Source organism: Polynucleobacter sp. MWH-UH24A (genome assembly GCF_018687475.1).
GTDB lineage: Bacteria > Pseudomonadota > Gammaproteobacteria > Burkholderiales > Burkholderiaceae > Polynucleobacter.
Genome location: NZ_CP061292.1, coordinates 1,867,695 through 1,885,087, shown reverse-complemented (window position 1 = coordinate 1,885,087; position 17,393 = coordinate 1,867,695). Strand labels below are relative to the sequence as shown.

The window sequence follows — 17,393 nt, the reverse complement described above, 5'->3', positions numbered from 1 at the left end:
TTAAAGAGGTCGATTGGGATCAACATCAATTGGTCTTCGCTGTGGCAAGAGTAATAAGTAATTGGCTAACGGCCATAGCAATGCCTCAATAATCGCCTGAATCAAACTAGAAAATCCGCGCCAATGAATTTGTTCATTTAAGACCCACAGCATGAATACAGGGAATAATGAAACTAAAGCAAATATTGGAAATACATTAAGGATTTGAGACGAAACACGTAATGCTGTTACGCGGTTATGCCAAGCAATTGCGATGTAGGAGACTAGTGAATAACTAAACGCATGCATTCCCAAGAGTGAGCCACTATGAATGTCCATGAGAATTCCAAAAACAAAGGCGGTGATAACGCCTACATAGCGATGTTGGTGAATATTCCAAAAGATAATGCACACGATAAGCCAATCAGGAACCCAGGCATGGTTACCCCATGGTAAGAAATTAAGCAACAGCGCAATCGCGAGACTAATATAGATGAAGCTGGGATTAACCGGGCGCAGGATGTAGCCACTTTGATAATCAATCATGGCTGCCCTTTGGGACGTGTTTGACGGCGACCGCTAGTTTGCGCAGGTGCGTTCAACGCAGAAGCAGGTTTGGCATCAATTTCAGGATCGTAAATTAGAGCTAAGGCCTGTAAATGTCGATTGATTTCAGCAATTGGGTTGCAAAATACATTCGAGGAGTTTTGGTCAAGGTTTCGTTCAATCTTTGTAATAACTGCTACTGCAAACCCGGGCGGATAAACTCCATCAACCCCAGATGTAAGAAGAATGTCGCCCACCTCGAGATCGCTTGCGACGGGTAAATAGCGCAGCTGAAGTAATTGGTTTCTACCGCTTCCGACAACTGCAGCACGTAGTCCATTGCGGGCGACCAATACTGGTACAGCAAAATCACGATCCTCTAATAAAGAAACCTCTGCCGAGTTGTCGTATAGGCGTACCACTTGCCCCAAGATACCCATTTCATTGGCTATTGGCGACCCTAATTTAAGGCCTTGGTTTTGGCCCTGATTCACTACGACACGTTGTGAGAGGGGATTTGGAGGATTAAAAAGAATTTCAACTGGAACGGTTTTGAACCCTACATTTTTTTGTAACTCAAGAAGGTTTCTAAGATGTTGATTTTCAACTGCTAGCAAAGATGACTGATTGGCTAGCAAAGAGAGCTCAGCTTGTCGTAGTTTTAGTACCCCATTTTCGCGCTCAAGAGTGGAGCGTGAGGTGAAATAGTCTGTGCTATCAGCAACTACGGTAGTGGGGAGCAGCATTAATTGCTCAAGTGGCCGCAAGATAGTAATAACTTGATTTCTGATGAAGTCTAATGACTTAAATTTAAAGTCAATGACCATCAGCGCCAAACTTACTACGAGACAAACAATTAATTTAGCAAGAGCCGGTATGCCTTGCTTAAATAGGGGTGGGGCACTATGTTGCATAGCCCGCTCTGTCGCCTAACCGTTTACTCTTGAGAGAACACTCCACCTAATTTATCCATACGCTCTAATGCAATACCGCAACCACGAGCAACGCAGGTTAGGGGGTCTTCTGCAACATGGATTGGTAACCCAGTTTCTTCCATCAGCAAGCGATCTAGGTCTCGAAGCAAAGCTCCGCCCCCAGTAAGCATTAAGCCACGCTCAGCAATATCAGAAGCGAGTTCAGGTGGGGTTTGCTCTAATCCGGCTTTGACTGCAGTCACAATCTGATTTAGGGGATCAGTTAGTGCCTCTAGGATTTCATTGCTGGTAACCGTGAAACTGCGAGGTATGCCTTCAGAAATATTGCGACCTTTTATCTCAAGCTCTTTAATGTCTGCGCCAGGAAAAGCTGACCCAATTGCCTTTTTAACGGCTTCCGCGGTTTGTTCACCAATTAACATCCCGTAATTACGTCGAATGTAATTTGTGATGGCCTCATCAAATTTATCACCGCCCACTCGGACTGATCCTTTGTAGACCACCCCTCCTAAGGACATTACGCCAACTTCGGTTGTGCCCCCGCCAATATCAACAACCATCGATCCTGCGGCTTCAGCAACCGGAAGACCGGCACCAATGGCTGCCGCCATAGGCTCCTCAATTAAAAATACTTGAGAAGCTCCAGCCCCCAAAGCGGATTCTCGGATGGCGCGTCGTTCAACTTGAGTTGAGCCACATGGGACGCAAATAATAATTCGGGGGCTTGGTTTTAGTAACTTACTTTCGTGAACCATCTTAATAAACTGCTTGAGCATTTGCTCGGTGATGGTGAAGTCGGCAATCACACCATCTTTCATCGGACGGATTGCTTCAATATTTCCGGGGACTCGGCCCAGCATGCTTTTGGCCTCTCGACCAACGGCTAAGATTGTTTTTTTGGCATTAGGCCCACCTTCTTGGCGAATAGCAACCACAGAGGGCTCGTCGAGAACAATCCCTCGATCGCGCATATAAATTAAGGTATTGGCAGTCCCTAGATCAATCGCTAGGTCGTTGGAAAAATAACTACGAAAGAGACCAAACATAATGTAAGTGAGAAAATAGAAAAATTATTAAATACAAAAGTGAAATGATACTCTAGCACCTCATGGATATAAATGAAGTTCACCGTATAGCGAAGCTCTCTCGCTTGGAATTAAGTGCCTCCGAGGCCGTCGCGGTACTGCCACAATTAGAGGCTGTTTTTGCATTGGTTGAACAAATGCAAGCAGTCAACACCGATCAGATTGAGCCTTTGTCCCACCCCATTTTGTTTATTGAGGATTTGGCAGAACCTTTGCGGGTCGACGCATGCACGGAGAGCAATGCGCGCGAACAGAATATGGCCAATGCGCCCGCCCAAGCCGAGGGTTATTTTTTGGTGCCGAGGGTGATCGAATGAATTGGCAGCATCAAACCTTGCGTAATCTGTCTAACTTATTGATTAATAAAGAAATATCTAGTTTAGAATTGTGTGAATTCTTTTTGGAGAGAATGACAAGGCACCAGCATTTAAATGCCTATCTAGATGTTTTGCCAGACCAGACCCGAGAGCAGGCTAGACGGGCTGATCACCTGAGATCCCAAGGGCTTGCTGGCCCCTTAACAGGGATTCCGATTGCTCATAAAGACGTTTTTGTAACCAAAGAGTGGGTGACGACCGCTGCCTCCAAAATGCTGGCTGGCTATAAAAGCCCTTTTAATGCGACTGTGGTGGCGGCTTTAGGAATCCCAGACGACGATCAGCCGCAGGCTGCGGGCATGGTGTGCCTGGGCAAAACCAACATGGATGAGTTTGCAATGGGCTCGTCCAATGAAAACTCGGCTTTTGGGCCTGCTCTTAACCCATGGGATATCCGGCGGGTCTCGGGAGGCTCCTCAGGAGGGTCAGCCGTCGCCGTTGCAGCTGGTTTAGCACCGATTGCTACGGGGACCGATACTGGCGGATCGATTCGGCAACCAGCAGCGTTTTGTGGGCTAACTGGGATTAAGCCGACCTATGGACGGGTCTCTCGATACGGCATGATTGCTTACGCCTCCTCATTGGATCAGGCGGGCCCAATTGGTAAAACGGCCGAGGATTGCGCTCTCTTACTAAGTGCAATGTCGATTCATGACCCGCGTGACTCAACATCGCTTGCTGATAGCGGCGAGGACTATGGACGTTTTTTGAATCAGCCGTGGTCAGAAGCAGATGTAAAAAAACCATTGGCGGGCTTACGCATCGGTTTGCCAAAGGAATTCTTTGCCGAAGGCCTCGCACATGATGTTGCCCAAGCAGTATTGGCCGCTAAAGAGCAACTTCAGGCCTTGGGAGCATTCATTACCGAAGTGAGCCTCCCCAAAACCCAGCTATCGATCCCGGTGTATTACGTCTTGGCTCCGGCGGAAGCATCGAGCAATTTGAGTCGTTACGATGGAGTTCGCTATGGGCATCGTGCGAGTAATTATTCTGATTTGATGGAGATGTATCAACGTTCTCGTAGCGAGGGCTTTGGTGCCGAAGTTAAACGACGGATTTTGATTGGCAGCTATGTTTTATCGCATGGCTACTACGATGCTTATTATCTGCAAGCCCAGAAAATTCGTCGCATTATTGCTGCAGATTTTGCCCAAGCTTTCACTCAGTGCGATGTGATTTTAGGACCAGTGGCCCCGGATGTTGCGTGGGGGCTGGGAGATAAGACCAAAGATCCATTGCAGATGTACTTAGAAGATATCTATACCTTATCAGCGAATTTAGCAGGCCTGCCAGCAATGAGCGCTCCCTGCGGATTTTCGGGTGATGGATTGCCGATTGGCATGCAGTTGATCGGAAATTACTTTTCTGAGGCCCGCCTGTTACAAGTTGCACACCAGTATCAGCAAGTCAGCGACTGGCATCTGCGCAGACCCGAAGGGGTGGCATGATGAAGTGGGAAGTTGTCATCGGACTTGAGACGCATACGCAATTGTTAACACAGTCCAAAATATTCAGTGGGGCGAGTACGCAATTTGGCGCCCAGCCAAATACCCAGGCATGCGCAGTCGATTTGGCTTTGCCAGGCGTGTTACCAGTTCTAAATCGTCAAGCGGTTGAGCACGCAATCCGTTTTGGTTTGGCGATTGGAGCTCAGATTTCTCCGCGCAGTATTTTTGCCCGTAAAAATTATTTTTATCCTGATTTGCCCAAAGGCTACCAAATTAGTCAATACGAGATACCAGTGGTGGTTGGGGGGCAAATTGAAATCGTTGTCGATGGACAGACAAAGGTTGTAGAGCTAACGCGGGCCCACTTAGAAGAAGATGCTGGCAAATCCGTTCATGAAAATTTTACTGGCCCCCATGGCGAACCGGCAAGCGGAATTGATTTAAATCGAGCCGGGACTCCTCTTTTAGAGATTGTCACTGAGCCGGTAATGCACAGTGCTGCGGAGGCAGTTGCTTATGCCAAAGCCCTTCATAGTCTTGTGGTGTGGCTAGGGGTATGCGATGGCAATATGCAAGAGGGCTCTTTTCGCTGCGATGCGAATGTATCAGTACGACCCATGGGGCAGACTGAATTCGGGACACGCTGCGAGATTAAGAATCTAAATTCATTTCGATTCTTAGAAGAGGCTATTCAGTATGAAGTGCGTCGCCAAATTGAATTGATTGAAGATGGCGGTACGGTCGTTCAGGAAACGCGCCTATACGATCCTGATCTTCAAGAAACGCGCAGCATGCGCAGTAAAGAAGATGCACAGGATTATCGGTATTTTCCAGATCCTGATTTATTACCGCTAGTCATTCATTCGGATTGGATTGAAGAAATTCGTAGTGCTATGCCTGCTTTACCAGCGACGCTACGCGCGCGGTGGCAATCTGAATACGGACTTAGCCCTTACGATACTCAGATCCTCAGCCAAGATCGTGCGACAGCTGATCTATTCATGGAGCTGGTCCGCCGTTTAGGCGCAAAATACGCCAAGACCGTTGCGAACTTTATTGCCGGCGATTTAGCCTCGTCTTTAAATCGCTCGAATTTATCCGCCCATGAATTACCAATTGATATTACCCAGATTGAGGCACTACTTAATCGTTCTATAGACGGAACGATTTCCAACAAGATTGCAAAAGAGATATTCATTTTGATTTGGGAGGACGCGCTGGCCAATAAGCCGACTATACCAATTGATGAGATTATTGAGCAACGCGGATTAAAGCAAATTACCGATATCGGCGCCCTAGAAGCCCTTGTTGATGGGGTTTTACAGGCTAATGCAAAATCCGTTGAGGAGTTTAAGTCTGGTAAAGAGAAGGCCTTTAATGCCTTGATTGGGCAGGTGATGAAAGCCTCGCAAGGCAAGGCAAATCCTCAGCAGCTCAATGAGTTACTGCGCAAGAAATTACAAAGTGGATAGGAAATGAGATGAGCGCCCCAGAGCTTAGTCAGGATGAGCAAGAAGCCTTGGTAGTCCAATGGCTGAAAGCGTGCCCAGGATTTTTTGAGCGTCACGCAGAAGTATTGCAAGAAGTTCGCCTAAAAGACCCCAATAGTGATCGAGCCATTTCTTTGCAAGAGCGACAAATGCACCTGTTGCGCTCACAAAATCAAGAACTCAATTTACGTTTAAACGAGATGCTGCGTTTTGGTAGTCGTAATGACAAGACCCAAGTGGCGATGGTTGCTTGGTTACAAAAACTCATTGAAGCAAAAGATATCAATGAAGTAAACAGCGCGCTTGAAAGTGGTCTCTCCTCTGTCTTTGAGGTTGAGGTTTGTAAGGTTTTGCCAAACGACCCCATATTTGAAAAATTATTAGATCGTCCGATTTGCCAAGCTTTTGCAAACTGCCCTGATTTATTTAAAGAGAAGCTAGGGCATTTGCAAACGAATAATGAATGGGAAAGCTTGGCCATATTGGCAATCCCATTGGATCAGAGTCGCTTTGCCGGCCTAGTCCTTCTTAGTAAAGATAGGGAGCGCTTTACAGAGGATATGGGCGTGTTCTATTTAAGACAAATTGCTGGTTTGGCTGCAGCAGCGTTGCGGCGAGTTGCTAGCTAAGCCCATCCCAGAACGATTGTGGATACTCTCTCGGCAAAGATCGAGGCCTACCTCAATAACTTGCATATTGTGCGGCAATTGTCAGCCCATACGATTAAAGCGTATCGCGCCGATTTAAAAATACTGAGTGAGAATGCGCAAGCTGAAAAGTGTGCGATTGATCAAATAAACCATGTACACATTCGCCGTTGGACTGCAACGCTGCACGCTAAGGGACTGTCTGCGCGATCGATTGCTCGAGTTTTATCTGCGTGGCGCGGTTTTTATGATTGGCTCTTATTAGAAAGTAAAGATCAGCTCGGTCTAGGATCAAACCCTGTCACCGATATCAAAGCACCCAAGCGAAGTAAGTTGTTACCAAAGGCGTTATCGGTTGAGCAGGCGTTAGCGTTAATTGAGTTCGCCGCTAAGGAGGCGACTGAAAAAGATGAATGGGAGCTGAATCGGGACCATGCCTTGATCGAACTTTTGTATTCATCGGGTTTGCGCTTATCGGAATTGTTGGGGTTAGATAGTGAGCCAAGTCGAGATTCTTTAGGTTGGATTGATTGGAATGAAAGCGAGGTATCAGTTCTTGGCAAGGGTAATAAGCGCAGAACTATTCCAGTTGGTAAGCCCGCCATGCTGGCATTACAGCACTGGAAAACACAGCGCGCTTTATTGCCACTAAAGGATCAGCACGCATTGTTTGTGTCCATTCAGGGTAAACGTCTTGGGCCACGAACTGTTCAGGCCCGTTTGCGATCGATGGCCATCCGCGCCGGTTTACCCACCCATGTGCATCCACACATGATGCGGCACAGTTTCGCGAGCCATGTTTTGCAATCGTCTCATGATTTACGAGCGGTGCAAGAGATGTTGGGTCACGCGAGCATTGCAAGTACACAAATTTATACCGCATTGGATTTTCAGCATCTAGCAAAAGCCTATGACAGCGCTCACCCGCGTGCAAAAGTAAAGGGTAATAAATCGTGAATTGCAGCATTACTCTTGAGGCAAGTAAAGAGCGCCCCATTGTGCGGAGGCACCCCTGGGTGTATGCGACTGCGATCAAGCGAGTTGATGGACAGCCTAAAGCAGGTGCAACGGTTCAGATCCTGAGTCAGGATGGTCGCTGGATTGCCAAAGGAGCCTATAGCCCTTTATCTAAAATCCGCGTTCGCGTTTGGTCATGGAGCGAAAGCGAAGCCATCGACCACGCCTTCTTTAAGCGCAAAATTAGTACAGCAATACAGCACCGACAGCAATGGGTTAGGGGTACAAATGCGATTCGATTAATCGCTGGGGAGGCCGATGGATTGCCCGGCCTAATCGTTGACCAGTATGACCGTGTGATTGTTTGCCAATTTCTGAGCGCGGGCGTGGAGTATTGGCGTGATGCCATCATTGGTGCTTTGCTAGAGCAAACCCGGTGCACTTTAATGGTTGAACGCTCCGATGCTGCTGTGCGAGCTCGCGAGGGATTGGCGGAGCAGAGTGGTATTTTGTTTGGCGAGCATGATGGCGAGCTCATTTCGGTCAATGAGCATGGGGTTCAGTATGGAATCGATGTGCTCGGGGGTCATAAGACCGGTTTTTATATTGATCAGCGGGATAATCGCCGCATGGTATCTGAGCTCTCAAGAGATCGCCGGGTACTCAATATGTTTTGCTACACCGGCGGATTCTCTTTGGCGGCTTTGCAAGGAGGGGCAAAGAGCGTCATGTCGGTTGATTCATCTGGCGATGCGTTGGTATTAGCACAGCGTCAAATGATTATGAATGGATATTCTCCAGAATTGGCGACCTGGCATGATGCCGATGCATTTTCAACGCTGAGAGAGCTAAGGGGCGCCCAAGAAAAGTTTGATTTAATCGTTTTAGATCCACCAAAGTTTGCGCCTTCAGCCCAACATCTTGAGCGTGCCCTAAAGGCTTATAAAGAGATTAACCGTGCCGCATTGCAATTACTTAATCCAGGCGGTCTATTATTTACATTCTCCTGTTCGGGCGCTGTAAGCCCCCAGCATTTTGAGCAAATGATTGCCTCATCCGTTAGCGAGGCCTTGGGACACATGCAAGACGAGGCAACGAATTATCGCGTTATGCAGCGTTTGGCGGCAGGGTTAGACCACCCAGTTTTGGCGAGTTTTCCGGAAGGGGAGTACCTCAAAGGTTTGTTACTCCAGCGTACTTAATAATCGGTAAGATACTTTCTTTATTCACTCTTTTTAAGAAATCACACCACGATGGCATTAATACCAGTAACGATTCTCACGGGATTTTTGGGCAGCGGCAAGACCACTTTGTTAAAACATATTTTGACTGGTGAGCACGGTAAAAAAATTGCTGTAATTGAAAACGAATTTGGTGAAGAGAATATCGATAACGATATCTTGATTCAAGATACCCAAGAGCAAATTGTGCAAATGAGTAATGGCTGCGTCTGTTGCTCGATTCGCGGCGATTTGGTTGAGGCGTTAAATCAACTGTGGGAGCAGCGCAAAAATAAAAAAATTCAGTTTGATCACGTGGTCATTGAAACAACCGGTGTGGCAAATCCTGGTCCAGTTGCGCAAACGTTTTTTATAGATGACGACATAGCAAATCATTACGTGTTAGACGCCGTTGTTACCCTTGTGGACGCGAAGCATGGACAAAAGCAACTGAATGAGCACGAGGAGGTTCAGCGCCAAGTTGGTTTTGCCGATCGCATCTTTATTACCAAAACAGATCTTGTAAGCCCAGAAGAAATTGCGACCTTAAAGAATCGGTTGATGCATATGAACCCAAGAGCACCCATCCAAACGATTACAAAGGGCGTAGTGTCTCTCGATTCTGTCTTGGATTTACGGGGATTTAATTTAAACGCGAAGCTTGATATTGACCCCCATTTTTTGGAGGAGGATGATCACGACCACAGTGAGTGCGGTCATGATCACCACCACGATCATGAGCATCACCATGACCATGGCCACAACCATCACAACCACCATGGACACACCGATCGAATTCAGTCATTTGTATTTAAGAGCGATAAACCCTTTGATCACCGCAAACTAGAGGATTTTTTAGGTGGCGTTTTATCTGTATTCGGGGAGAAGATGTTGCGCTACAAAGGCGTTCTGTACGTGAAGGGCTCGGCTCGCAAGGTGGTCCTCCAAGGCGTTCATGAAATGATGGGTAGTGATTTGGCGGGTCCATGGGGGGCGGAGCCCAAACAAACTCGTATGGTGTTCATTGGGATTGACTTGCCAAAAGATACTTTGCTGGCTGGATTAGAAGGCTGCTTAGCTAACTAATTGAATTAATTGAATTACTGTACAATGCGCCGCCACGGTTGCAATTAAATAGCCATTGAAACTTTTATAGAAAGCGTAATAATGCTCCCTTGAAAGTGCAATTAAGCGACTTTTAGTAGTAACCCTGATTGGCGATTTTGCCCTAGGGTTTAAGGTGTTGACTATTTGGAACGAAGGAAAAACGATGACGACAAAAGAAGCTAGTACGAAAGCTAAATCTGCTGAGTCCAGTAAGAAAGCTTCTGGGTCGTCCGCTAAAGGCGCCCCACTCACTGAGGCTGAATTGCTGAAGATGTCTGAAAAAGACTATATGAACGCTGCTCAGTTAGAGTTCTTCCGCACCAAATTGCAGACGCTCAAAGAGGATATCTTGAAGCACGCCAGTGAAACGACCGAGCATCTGCGTGAAAACATACTGGTACCTGATCCCGCGGATCGGGCGACGATTGAAGAGGAGCACGCGTTAGAGCTCCGAACCCGAGATCGCGAGCGAAAGCTCTTAAAAAAGGTTGAGCAAGCTTTGTCCAGAATTGACTCGGGTGATTATGGTTGGTGCGAAGAAACCGGTGAGCCGATTGGCTTGTCCCGCCTGATCGCCCGTCCAACCGCTAATCTTTCGCTCGAGGCACAAGAGCGCCGTGAGCTGCGTCAGAAGTTATTTGGTGAATAGGATTTCTATTCATCATGACTAAAGCAGTACCAACACTCGCTGACATCCCACCATTATTGAAGGCCGAGATTCTGGCCGAGGCTTTGCCCTATATTCGACAATACCATGGCAAAACCATTGTGATTAAGTATGGCGGCAATGCCATGGTTGAGGAGCGCCTTAAAGAGAGCTTTGCGCGTGATGTTATTTTGCTAAAGCTTGTTGGCATGAACCCTGTTGTTGTTCATGGTGGCGGCCCACAAATTGATGAGGCCCTTAAGAAAATTGGTAAGACCGGCACTTTTATTCAGGGAATGCGGGTTACCGATGAAGAGACGATGGAAGTGGTTGAGTGGGTATTGGGTGGCGAGGTTCAGCAAGACATCGTGATGCTAATCAATCATTTTGGCGGTCAGGCAGTTGGCTTAACCGGCAAAGATGGTGGCTTAATCCATGCTAAGAAAATGATGGTTCCTAATGAACAAATTCCATCAGGCGCACCGATTGATCTCGGTTTTGTGGGTGAAATTGAATCAATCAATCCAGCCGTAGTGAAAGCTTTGCAAGACGATGCGTTTATTCCAGTAATTTCACCGATTGGCTTTAGTGAAGAAGGCCAAGCCTACAACATCAACGCTGATTTAGTTGCCGGCAAAATGGCTGAAATCTTGAAGGCCGAAAAATTAGTGATGATGACCAATATACCGGGCGTCATGGATAAGGCAGGCAAACTCTTGACGGATTTAAGTGCGCGCGAGATTGATGCGTTATTTGCAGACGGAACGATTTCTGGCGGGATGCTCCCCAAAATTTCATCTGCCTTAGATGCTGCCAAGAGTGGGGTGAACTCGGTGCACATTATTGATGGCCGAATTGAGCACTCCCTACTCTTAGAAATACTGACGGAACAAGCTTTTGGTACCATGATACGTTCTAGATAAAAAAATAATCATGAACAGCAGCGGTAGCCCTCTTCATCAAGAATCAGCTTCTGAGATTAGCGGGGGCGAGACTAAGACTCGCAAGCGCCCACGCCCAGGTGAGCGTCGCTTACAGATTCTGCAGATTTTGGCCGAGATGCTACAAAACCCAAGTGGCGATCGCGTCACAACGGCCGCTCTAGCTGCCAAGATCGGTGTTTCAGAGGCTGCTCTCTATCGGCATTTTGCAAGTAAAGCACAAATGTTTGAGGGCTTAATCGCATTCATCGAGCAAACGATTTTTGGACTCATTAATCAGATTAATCAAAAAGAAGAACTAGGCATCGCACAAGTGAAGGGGATGGTGCAAATGCTATTAGTCTTTGCTGAGAAAAATCCTGGCATGGTGCGTGTTTTACTGGGCGACGCATTGTTGCAGGAGGATGAGCGCCTTCAGGAACGTATTAATCAAGTTTTAGATCGTGTGGAAACATCCCTTAAGCAATCATTACGTATTGCGCAAAGTCAACATCAGGATGGTGCAGCTTCGGATACAGCCGGTTTACAGTCTGCACTTTTGATGAGTTATGTGGTTGGTCGTTGGCATCGCTTTGCTCGAAGTGGCTTTAGAAAGTTGCCTAGCGAAGGAATTGAACCAAGCCTACGAATTCTGCTTACTGCATGAATGAGCTGCATCTTTCAAAGAAAACTTATCATTTTGATGCGCCCCTGAGGCTTCAAAGTGGCGCTAGCATTGATCAATACAATTTAGTTGTCGAAACCTACGGACAGCTCAATGCAAATGCGAGCAATGCGGTTCTGATTTGCCACGCGCTGAATGCATCGCATCATGTAGCGGGCATTGATCCTGATAATTCAAATGAGTTGGGTTGGTGGGACAACATGGTTGGGCCTGGTAAGCCAGTCGATACCAATCATTTTTTTGTGATTGGGGTGAATAATCTAGGTTCGTGTTTTGGCTCAACAGGACCCATGAGCATTAACCCGCAAACCAATGAGCCTTATGGAGCTCGCTTTCCAGTGCTCACCGTTGAGGATTGGGTCAATGCTCAAGCGCGCTTAGCTGATCAAATGGGCATTAGAAAATTTGCGGCAGTGATGGGCGGAAGTTTAGGTGGTATGCAGGCGATGTCGTGGGCCACTCAATATCCAGAGCGCGTCGCCCATTGTGTGGTGATTGCCTCGACGCCAAAGCTCAGCGCTCAGAATATTGCCTTTAATGAGGTTGCCCGTAATGCAATTTTGTCAGACCCTGATTTTTATGGCGGCGATTACTACAAACATGGCGTCGTCCCAAAACGTGGTTTGCGCTTAGCGCGGATGGTGGGCCATATCACGTATCTATCGGATGATGATATGGCTGAAAAGTTTGGACGTGATTTACAGCGCTTAGCTGGTGCGCCAGACGAGTATCGATTTAGTTTTGATGTGGAATTTGCCGTCGAGAGCTATTTACGGCATCAAGGCGATAAGTTCTCCGGCTATTTTGATGCCAATACCTATCTATTGATTACGCGGGCCTTGGACTATTTTGATCCAGCAAAGCGCTACCATGGTGACTTGAGTCAAGCGCTAGCGAATGTCCGTGCTAAATTTTTGGTCATTAGCTTTTCAACGGATTGGCGATTTTCGCCCGATCGCAGTCGTGAAATTGTGCAAGCCTTGCTCAACAATAAAACCGATGTAAGTTATGCCGAAATTGATGCACCGCATGGACACGATGCATTTTTACTGGATGATGAACGCTATCACCGGTTAGTGCGGGCCTATTTTGCGACGATGGCGGAGGCAAAATGCAATTAAGATCCGATTTTGATGCGATCGCGAATTGGGTTGAAACGAACAGCTCCTTGCTGGATTTAGGTTGTGGTGACGGCTCGTTCCTCGAGTTCATTCGTGCAAAGCGCAAGGCAATCACTTATGGTGTTGAAATTACCGATACTGCTGTATTGGCTTGTGTGGAAAAGGGCCTAAATGTAATCCAGCAGGATTTGGAAGGCGGTTTAGCGCTTTTCAAGGATCAAAGTTTTGATACCGTCGTGTTATCGCAGACCTTGCAGACGATTCATCAAACGGAGCGTATTTTGCGAGAAGTTGTACGTGTCGGAAAACAATGCGTTGTCTCGTTTCCAAATTTTGGACACTGGTCGCACCGTTATGCGGTTGCTCTGGGTCGCATGCCCGTTTCGAAATCATTACCATACGAGTGGTTTAATACGCCCAATGTCCGAGTTCTGACCATTGCTGATTTTGAAGCCTTGGCACACAAATTAGGAATTGAAATTTTGGGACGGGTTGTTTTGCATCACGGCAAGACAGTCCACTTGCTACCTAATTTATTTGGCAGCTTAGCAATCTATCGCGTGTGTGGAGCTAAATAGCATTCGCTCTTGGTTCAATGATTTACGGGTCTATTTTGAATGGCCCAGTATTCGTATTTTCTTTTTAGGATTCTCAGCCGGACTTCCGCTTCTTTTGGTATTAGGTACCTTAAGTTTTCGTCTCAGAGAGCTCGGTATTGATCGCAGCACCATTGGCTATTTATCATGGGTTGGCCTGTTTTATGCCGGGAAGTGGCTTTGGGCGCCGTTGGTAGATCGAGTACCAATTCCCGGAATCACAAAACGTCTTGGGCGTCGGCGTAGTTGGCTGTTGCTTGCTCAAGCGCTCATTATGGTCGGCTTAGTCGGCATGGCGATGAGCGATCCCAAACAAGACTTACAAGTCATTATTTGGTTTGCATTATTAGTCGCCTTTGCTTCAGCCACCCAAGATATTGCGCTTGATGCTTTTCGGATTGAGTCGGCCAAAGCCGAGTACCAAGCCGCATTGGCAGCCAGCTATCAAACAGGGTATCGCTTGGCGATGATTTGGGCGGGAGCGGGGGCATTGTGGCTTGCTGCTCGTGCTGAAGAAAGCACCAGCTTGTACTTTACGAACGCCTGGCAATTTGCCTATTTGGTGATGGCGTTATCGATGAGCGTTGGGGTAATAACAACGTTACTCAGCCCGGAACCCCAAATTATCCAATTACCCAAAGCACGTTCTGCAGGCGAATGGCTTTTGCAAACTCTTATTCAGCCCTTTGCAGATTTTATCGGTCGGTACCGTTGGCATGCTTTTTTAATCCTGGCGCTCATAGCTGTCTACCGCATTAGTGATGTTGTTATGGGGATTATGGCGAACCCGTTTTATGTCGATATGGGCTATACCAAGGATGAGGTAGCGGCAGTCACAAAAGTATTCGGGGTCATCATGACCTTATTGGGTGCATTTATTGGTGGGATTCTGGCATTGCGTTTTGGTGTCATGCGTATTTTATTTTTGGGAGCCATTCTCTCAGCAGCCAGTAATCTTCTTTTTGCTTGGCTTAGTACACGCGGTCATGATTTGACGGGTTTAATTTGGGTGATCTCAGCGGATAATCTGAGCTCTGGTATCGCCTCGGCTGCTTTTATTGCTTATCTATCTTCATTAACTAATGTGCAGTACTCAGCAACGCAATATGCATTATTTAGTTCAATGATGGTATTGCTACCAAAATGGATGGCCGGATTTTCTGGAGTATATGTTGACCGCTTTGGCTACGAGAGCTTTTTTATCTCGACCGCACTCATTGGTATCCCGGTGCTTATCTTGATTGGGATTGCAATCCGGATGCAGGTTAAAGTGCCCAGTCGTACTCAATCATAAGCGGCGCATGGTCTGAGAAGCGCTGCTTTTTATAAACACCAGCCTTTTTAGCGGACTTGCCAAACTCTGGTGTGGCGATTTGATAATCAATACGCCACCCTACATTCTTGGCATACGCTTGGCCTCGTTGACTCCACCAGGTATAGCAGCTATCGCTTGCGTGAGGCTCGAGATGTCGATAAACATCCATATAACCCTCCTTCGTAAAAAGCCTGGTTAACCAAGCGCGCTCTTCGGGTAAGAACCCAGAATTCTTTAGATTCCCTTTCCAGTTCTTCAAATCAATTTCTTGATGTGCAATATTGACGTCACCGCACAAAACAACCTGCCGACCTTTTTGTTTGAGTTTGATGAGATGGGGTAAAAAGGCATCTAGAAAGCGAAATTTAGCCTCTTGGCGTTCAGGTGAGCTTGAGCCGGATGGCATATAAACTGAGACCACTGAAAGGGAACCGATCGAAATTTCAACATAACGCCCCTCGGCATCGAATTCGGGATTACCAAATCCAATTTGCAGATCATCAATGGGGTGGGGGGTGTAGATTCCCGCACCGCTATACCCTTTTTTCTCAGCGTAATGAAAATACGAATTTAGTTCGTTGGGAGAGCGAATTGCTGGCTCTAGGTCAGACTCTTGCGCTTTGAGTTCTTGTACGCAGATAAAATCAGCATGTTGATCGTGCATCCACTCCATAAAGCCTTTTTTGGCTGCGGAGCGAATGCCATTGAGATTGGCAGAAATGATGCGTAACATACAGACCTATGAGTGTAAATCCAGAAAAAAATCAGTCGGACTTTATTCAATTCGCGCTTGAAGCAAAAGTATTGTCCTTTGGCGAGTTTAAAACGAAGGCCGGGCGATTGTCCCCCTATTTTTTTAATGCCGGGCTCTTTAATAATGGCGCACAACTGGGAAAGCTTGGTGAGTTTTACGCGCACGCACTGCTTGGATCAAACATTGATTTTGATATGCTCTTTGGGCCCGCATACAAAGGGATTACTTTGGCAGCGAGTACGGCAATTGCACTAGCACGCTCTGGACGCAATACCCCTTTTGCCTATAACCGCAAAGAGGCGAAAGATCATGGTGAAGGCGGAACCTTAATTGGTGCTCCCGTTAAAGGCCGAGTTGTCATTATTGATGATGTGATTTCAGCGGGCACCTCGGTGCGTGAGTCGGTTGATTTAATTGTTCGAGCTGGTGCTAAGCCTTGTGCAGTATTAATTGCACTCGATCGAATGGAAAAGTCAGGAGATGCGCTCAAGGTTGGTCAATACTCTGCGGTGCAAAGTGTCGGACAAGAATTTGGATTGCCGGTGATTGCAATCGCTAACCTAGAGGGTTTAATGCATTATTTACAGCAATCGCATGACCAGCAATTGCAAACGTTTCTTCCAGCAGTTCAAGATTACCGAAATCGATACGGAATTTAAAGCGTATCTAAATCGATTTCGCCACGGTACACCGTTTGCGTAGGTCCACGCATTAACACTACCGCGTTGGGATTCTTAAAACCATCCCACATAATCTCAAGTTCTCCGCCGCGGGTGCTTACATTGACTGGTGAGTCTAGTAGTCCCCGGCGGATCCCCGATACAGCTGCAGCGCATGCACCGGTACCGCACGATAGGGTCTCACCCGCACCGCGCTCATAGACTCGCAATCGAATGGAATGGCGATTAAGAATCTGCATAAAACCGGCATTGACTCGATTTGGGAAGGCAGGATGCGACTCAATTAAAGGCCCATCGATCAACACTGGCGCACTATCAAGATCTTCAACGACTTGAACGGCATGGGGGTTCCCCATCGATAAGGCTGAAACCCAATCGGCATGCGCGCCGCTATTGCGACTGAGAGGGAGCGCATAAAGAGTTTCGTGTAATTCTTGTTTACTTGTGAGGCCTGATGGATTGAAAGGTATTTCAGGAGGGTTAAAAATCGGCCTACCCATATCAACCTCTACAGAGCCATTGGCTAGGCGTTTAAGAGTTAGAAGGCCGTTGCTGACTTCAACTCGAACTTCATTTTTAGTGCTTAAGCCCTCTTCATGCACAAAACGCACAAAGCATCTCGAGCCATTTCCGCATTGCTCCACCTCACCACCATCGGCATTAAATATGCGGTATTTGAAGTCGACATTAGGCAGGTTACTTGGTTCAACGATCAAAATTTGATCGGCTCCGACACCAAGTTGACGATGTGCTAGCTTGCGCCATATCGCTGGAGTAATTGATCGAATATCTTGGCGTGTTCCATCAATGACAATAAAATCATTGCCGGCGCCATGCATTTTGGTAAAGCGTAATCGGGTCATAACATGCAGTTGGTCTGTGTGA

Annotated in this window: 19 protein-coding genes; 14 read left to right on the top strand and 5 right to left on the bottom strand. The window is 47.0% G+C overall.

The window, feature by feature from the left end:
- Genes mreD through ICV32_RS09840 form a run of 3 tightly spaced genes read right to left on the bottom strand, consistent with a single transcriptional unit; the run spans position 1 to position 2,506 of the window.
- On the bottom strand, positions 1–525 hold the full coding sequence (gene mreD / locus ICV32_RS09850) for a rod shape-determining protein MreD (RefSeq protein ID WP_215370651.1): 525 nt from the start codon (positions 523–525) through the stop codon (positions 1–3).
- On the bottom strand, positions 522–1,439 hold the full coding sequence (gene mreC / locus ICV32_RS09845) for a rod shape-determining protein MreC (protein ID WP_215370648.1): 918 nt from the start codon (positions 1,437–1,439) through the stop codon (positions 522–524). Before mreC ends, mreD begins: the two co-directional genes overlap by 4 nt.
- 23 nt (positions 1,440–1,462) lie before the next feature.
- Positions 1,463–2,506: a rod shape-determining protein gene (locus ICV32_RS09840; protein ID WP_215370645.1), complete on the bottom strand. Its 1,044-nt coding sequence runs from the start codon at positions 2,504–2,506 to the stop codon at positions 1,463–1,465.
- A gap of 62 nt (positions 2,507–2,568) precedes the next feature.
- On the opposite strand from ICV32_RS09840, the gene gatC reads away from it, so the two are divergent.
- The 13 genes from gatC (at position 2,569) to ICV32_RS09775 (ending at position 15,053) form a co-directional block, all read left to right on the top strand.
- The gene (gene gatC / locus ICV32_RS09835) at positions 2,569–2,862 is read left to right on the top strand and encodes an Asp-tRNA(Asn)/Glu-tRNA(Gln) amidotransferase subunit GatC (protein ID WP_215370643.1); all 294 of its coding nucleotides are present in this window, start codon (positions 2,569–2,571) and stop codon (positions 2,860–2,862) included.
- On the top strand, positions 2,859–4,370 hold the full coding sequence (gene gatA, locus ICV32_RS09830; RefSeq protein ID WP_215370640.1) for an Asp-tRNA(Asn)/Glu-tRNA(Gln) amidotransferase subunit GatA: 1,512 nt from the start codon (positions 2,859–2,861) through the stop codon (positions 4,368–4,370). Before gatC ends, gatA begins: the two co-directional genes overlap by 4 nt.
- The gene (gatB, locus tag ICV32_RS09825; RefSeq protein WP_215370637.1) at positions 4,367–5,842 is read left to right on the top strand and encodes an Asp-tRNA(Asn)/Glu-tRNA(Gln) amidotransferase subunit GatB; all 1,476 of its coding nucleotides are present in this window, start codon (positions 4,367–4,369) and stop codon (positions 5,840–5,842) included. The genes gatA and gatB overlap by 4 nt, the downstream gene beginning before the upstream one ends.
- A gap of 8 nt (positions 5,843–5,850) precedes the next feature.
- Positions 5,851–6,489: a DUF484 family protein gene (locus ICV32_RS09820; protein WP_215370634.1), complete on the top strand. Its 639-nt coding sequence runs from the start codon at positions 5,851–5,853 to the stop codon at positions 6,487–6,489.
- Between the two features lie 18 nt (positions 6,490–6,507).
- Complete coding sequence (gene xerC, locus ICV32_RS09815) at positions 6,508–7,464, top strand: tyrosine recombinase XerC (protein ID WP_215370631.1); 957 nt, start codon at positions 6,508–6,510, stop codon at positions 7,462–7,464.
- On the top strand, positions 7,461–8,666 hold the full coding sequence (locus tag ICV32_RS09810; protein WP_215370627.1) for a class I SAM-dependent rRNA methyltransferase: 1,206 nt from the start codon (positions 7,461–7,463) through the stop codon (positions 8,664–8,666). The genes xerC and ICV32_RS09810 overlap by 4 nt, the downstream gene beginning before the upstream one ends.
- A gap of 51 nt (positions 8,667–8,717) precedes the next feature.
- Positions 8,718–9,770, top strand: a complete 1,053-nt coding sequence (locus ICV32_RS09805) for a GTP-binding protein (protein WP_215370624.1) — start codon at positions 8,718–8,720, stop codon at positions 9,768–9,770.
- 184 nt (positions 9,771–9,954) lie between these two features.
- The gene (gene dksA / locus ICV32_RS09800; RefSeq protein ID WP_215370621.1) at positions 9,955–10,440 is read left to right on the top strand and encodes an RNA polymerase-binding protein DksA; all 486 of its coding nucleotides are present in this window, start codon (positions 9,955–9,957) and stop codon (positions 10,438–10,440) included.
- A 14-nt stretch (positions 10,441–10,454) separates the two neighbouring features.
- Positions 10,455–11,360: an acetylglutamate kinase gene (argB, locus tag ICV32_RS09795; protein WP_215370618.1), complete on the top strand. Its 906-nt coding sequence runs from the start codon at positions 10,455–10,457 to the stop codon at positions 11,358–11,360.
- A 10-nt stretch (positions 11,361–11,370) separates the two neighbouring features.
- Positions 11,371–12,024 (top strand): nucleoid occlusion factor SlmA, encoded by a 654-nt coding sequence (gene slmA, locus ICV32_RS09790; RefSeq protein ID WP_215370615.1) that lies wholly within the window; start codon positions 11,371–11,373, stop codon positions 12,022–12,024.
- On the top strand, positions 12,021–13,163 hold the full coding sequence (locus ICV32_RS09785; RefSeq protein ID WP_215370613.1) for a homoserine O-acetyltransferase: 1,143 nt from the start codon (positions 12,021–12,023) through the stop codon (positions 13,161–13,163). Before slmA ends, ICV32_RS09785 begins: the two co-directional genes overlap by 4 nt.
- Complete coding sequence (gene metW, locus ICV32_RS09780) at positions 13,154–13,741, top strand: methionine biosynthesis protein MetW (protein ID WP_215370610.1); 588 nt, start codon at positions 13,154–13,156, stop codon at positions 13,739–13,741. Before ICV32_RS09785 ends, metW begins: the two co-directional genes overlap by 10 nt.
- Positions 13,728–15,053, top strand: a complete 1,326-nt coding sequence (locus ICV32_RS09775) for an MFS transporter (protein WP_251371863.1) — start codon at positions 13,728–13,730, stop codon at positions 15,051–15,053. Before metW ends, ICV32_RS09775 begins: the two co-directional genes overlap by 14 nt.
- On the opposite strand, the gene ICV32_RS09770 is transcribed toward ICV32_RS09775, so the two are convergent.
- Positions 15,025–15,807, bottom strand: a complete 783-nt coding sequence (locus ICV32_RS09770; RefSeq protein WP_215370607.1) for an exodeoxyribonuclease III — start codon at positions 15,805–15,807, stop codon at positions 15,025–15,027. The genes ICV32_RS09775 and ICV32_RS09770 overlap by 29 nt on opposite strands.
- A gap of 8 nt (positions 15,808–15,815) precedes the next feature.
- Between ICV32_RS09770 and pyrE the strand changes: the two genes are divergently transcribed.
- Positions 15,816–16,487 (top strand): orotate phosphoribosyltransferase, encoded by a 672-nt coding sequence (pyrE, locus tag ICV32_RS09765; protein WP_215370605.1) that lies wholly within the window; start codon positions 15,816–15,818, stop codon positions 16,485–16,487.
- Here pyrE and dapF read toward each other — a convergent pair.
- Positions 16,484–17,371, bottom strand: coding sequence for a diaminopimelate epimerase (dapF, locus tag ICV32_RS09760; RefSeq protein ID WP_251371862.1), 888 nt, complete (start codon positions 17,369–17,371; stop codon positions 16,484–16,486). The two genes, pyrE and dapF, sit on opposite strands and share 4 nt — an antisense overlap.
- Between the last annotated feature and the right edge of the window lie 22 nt (positions 17,372–17,393).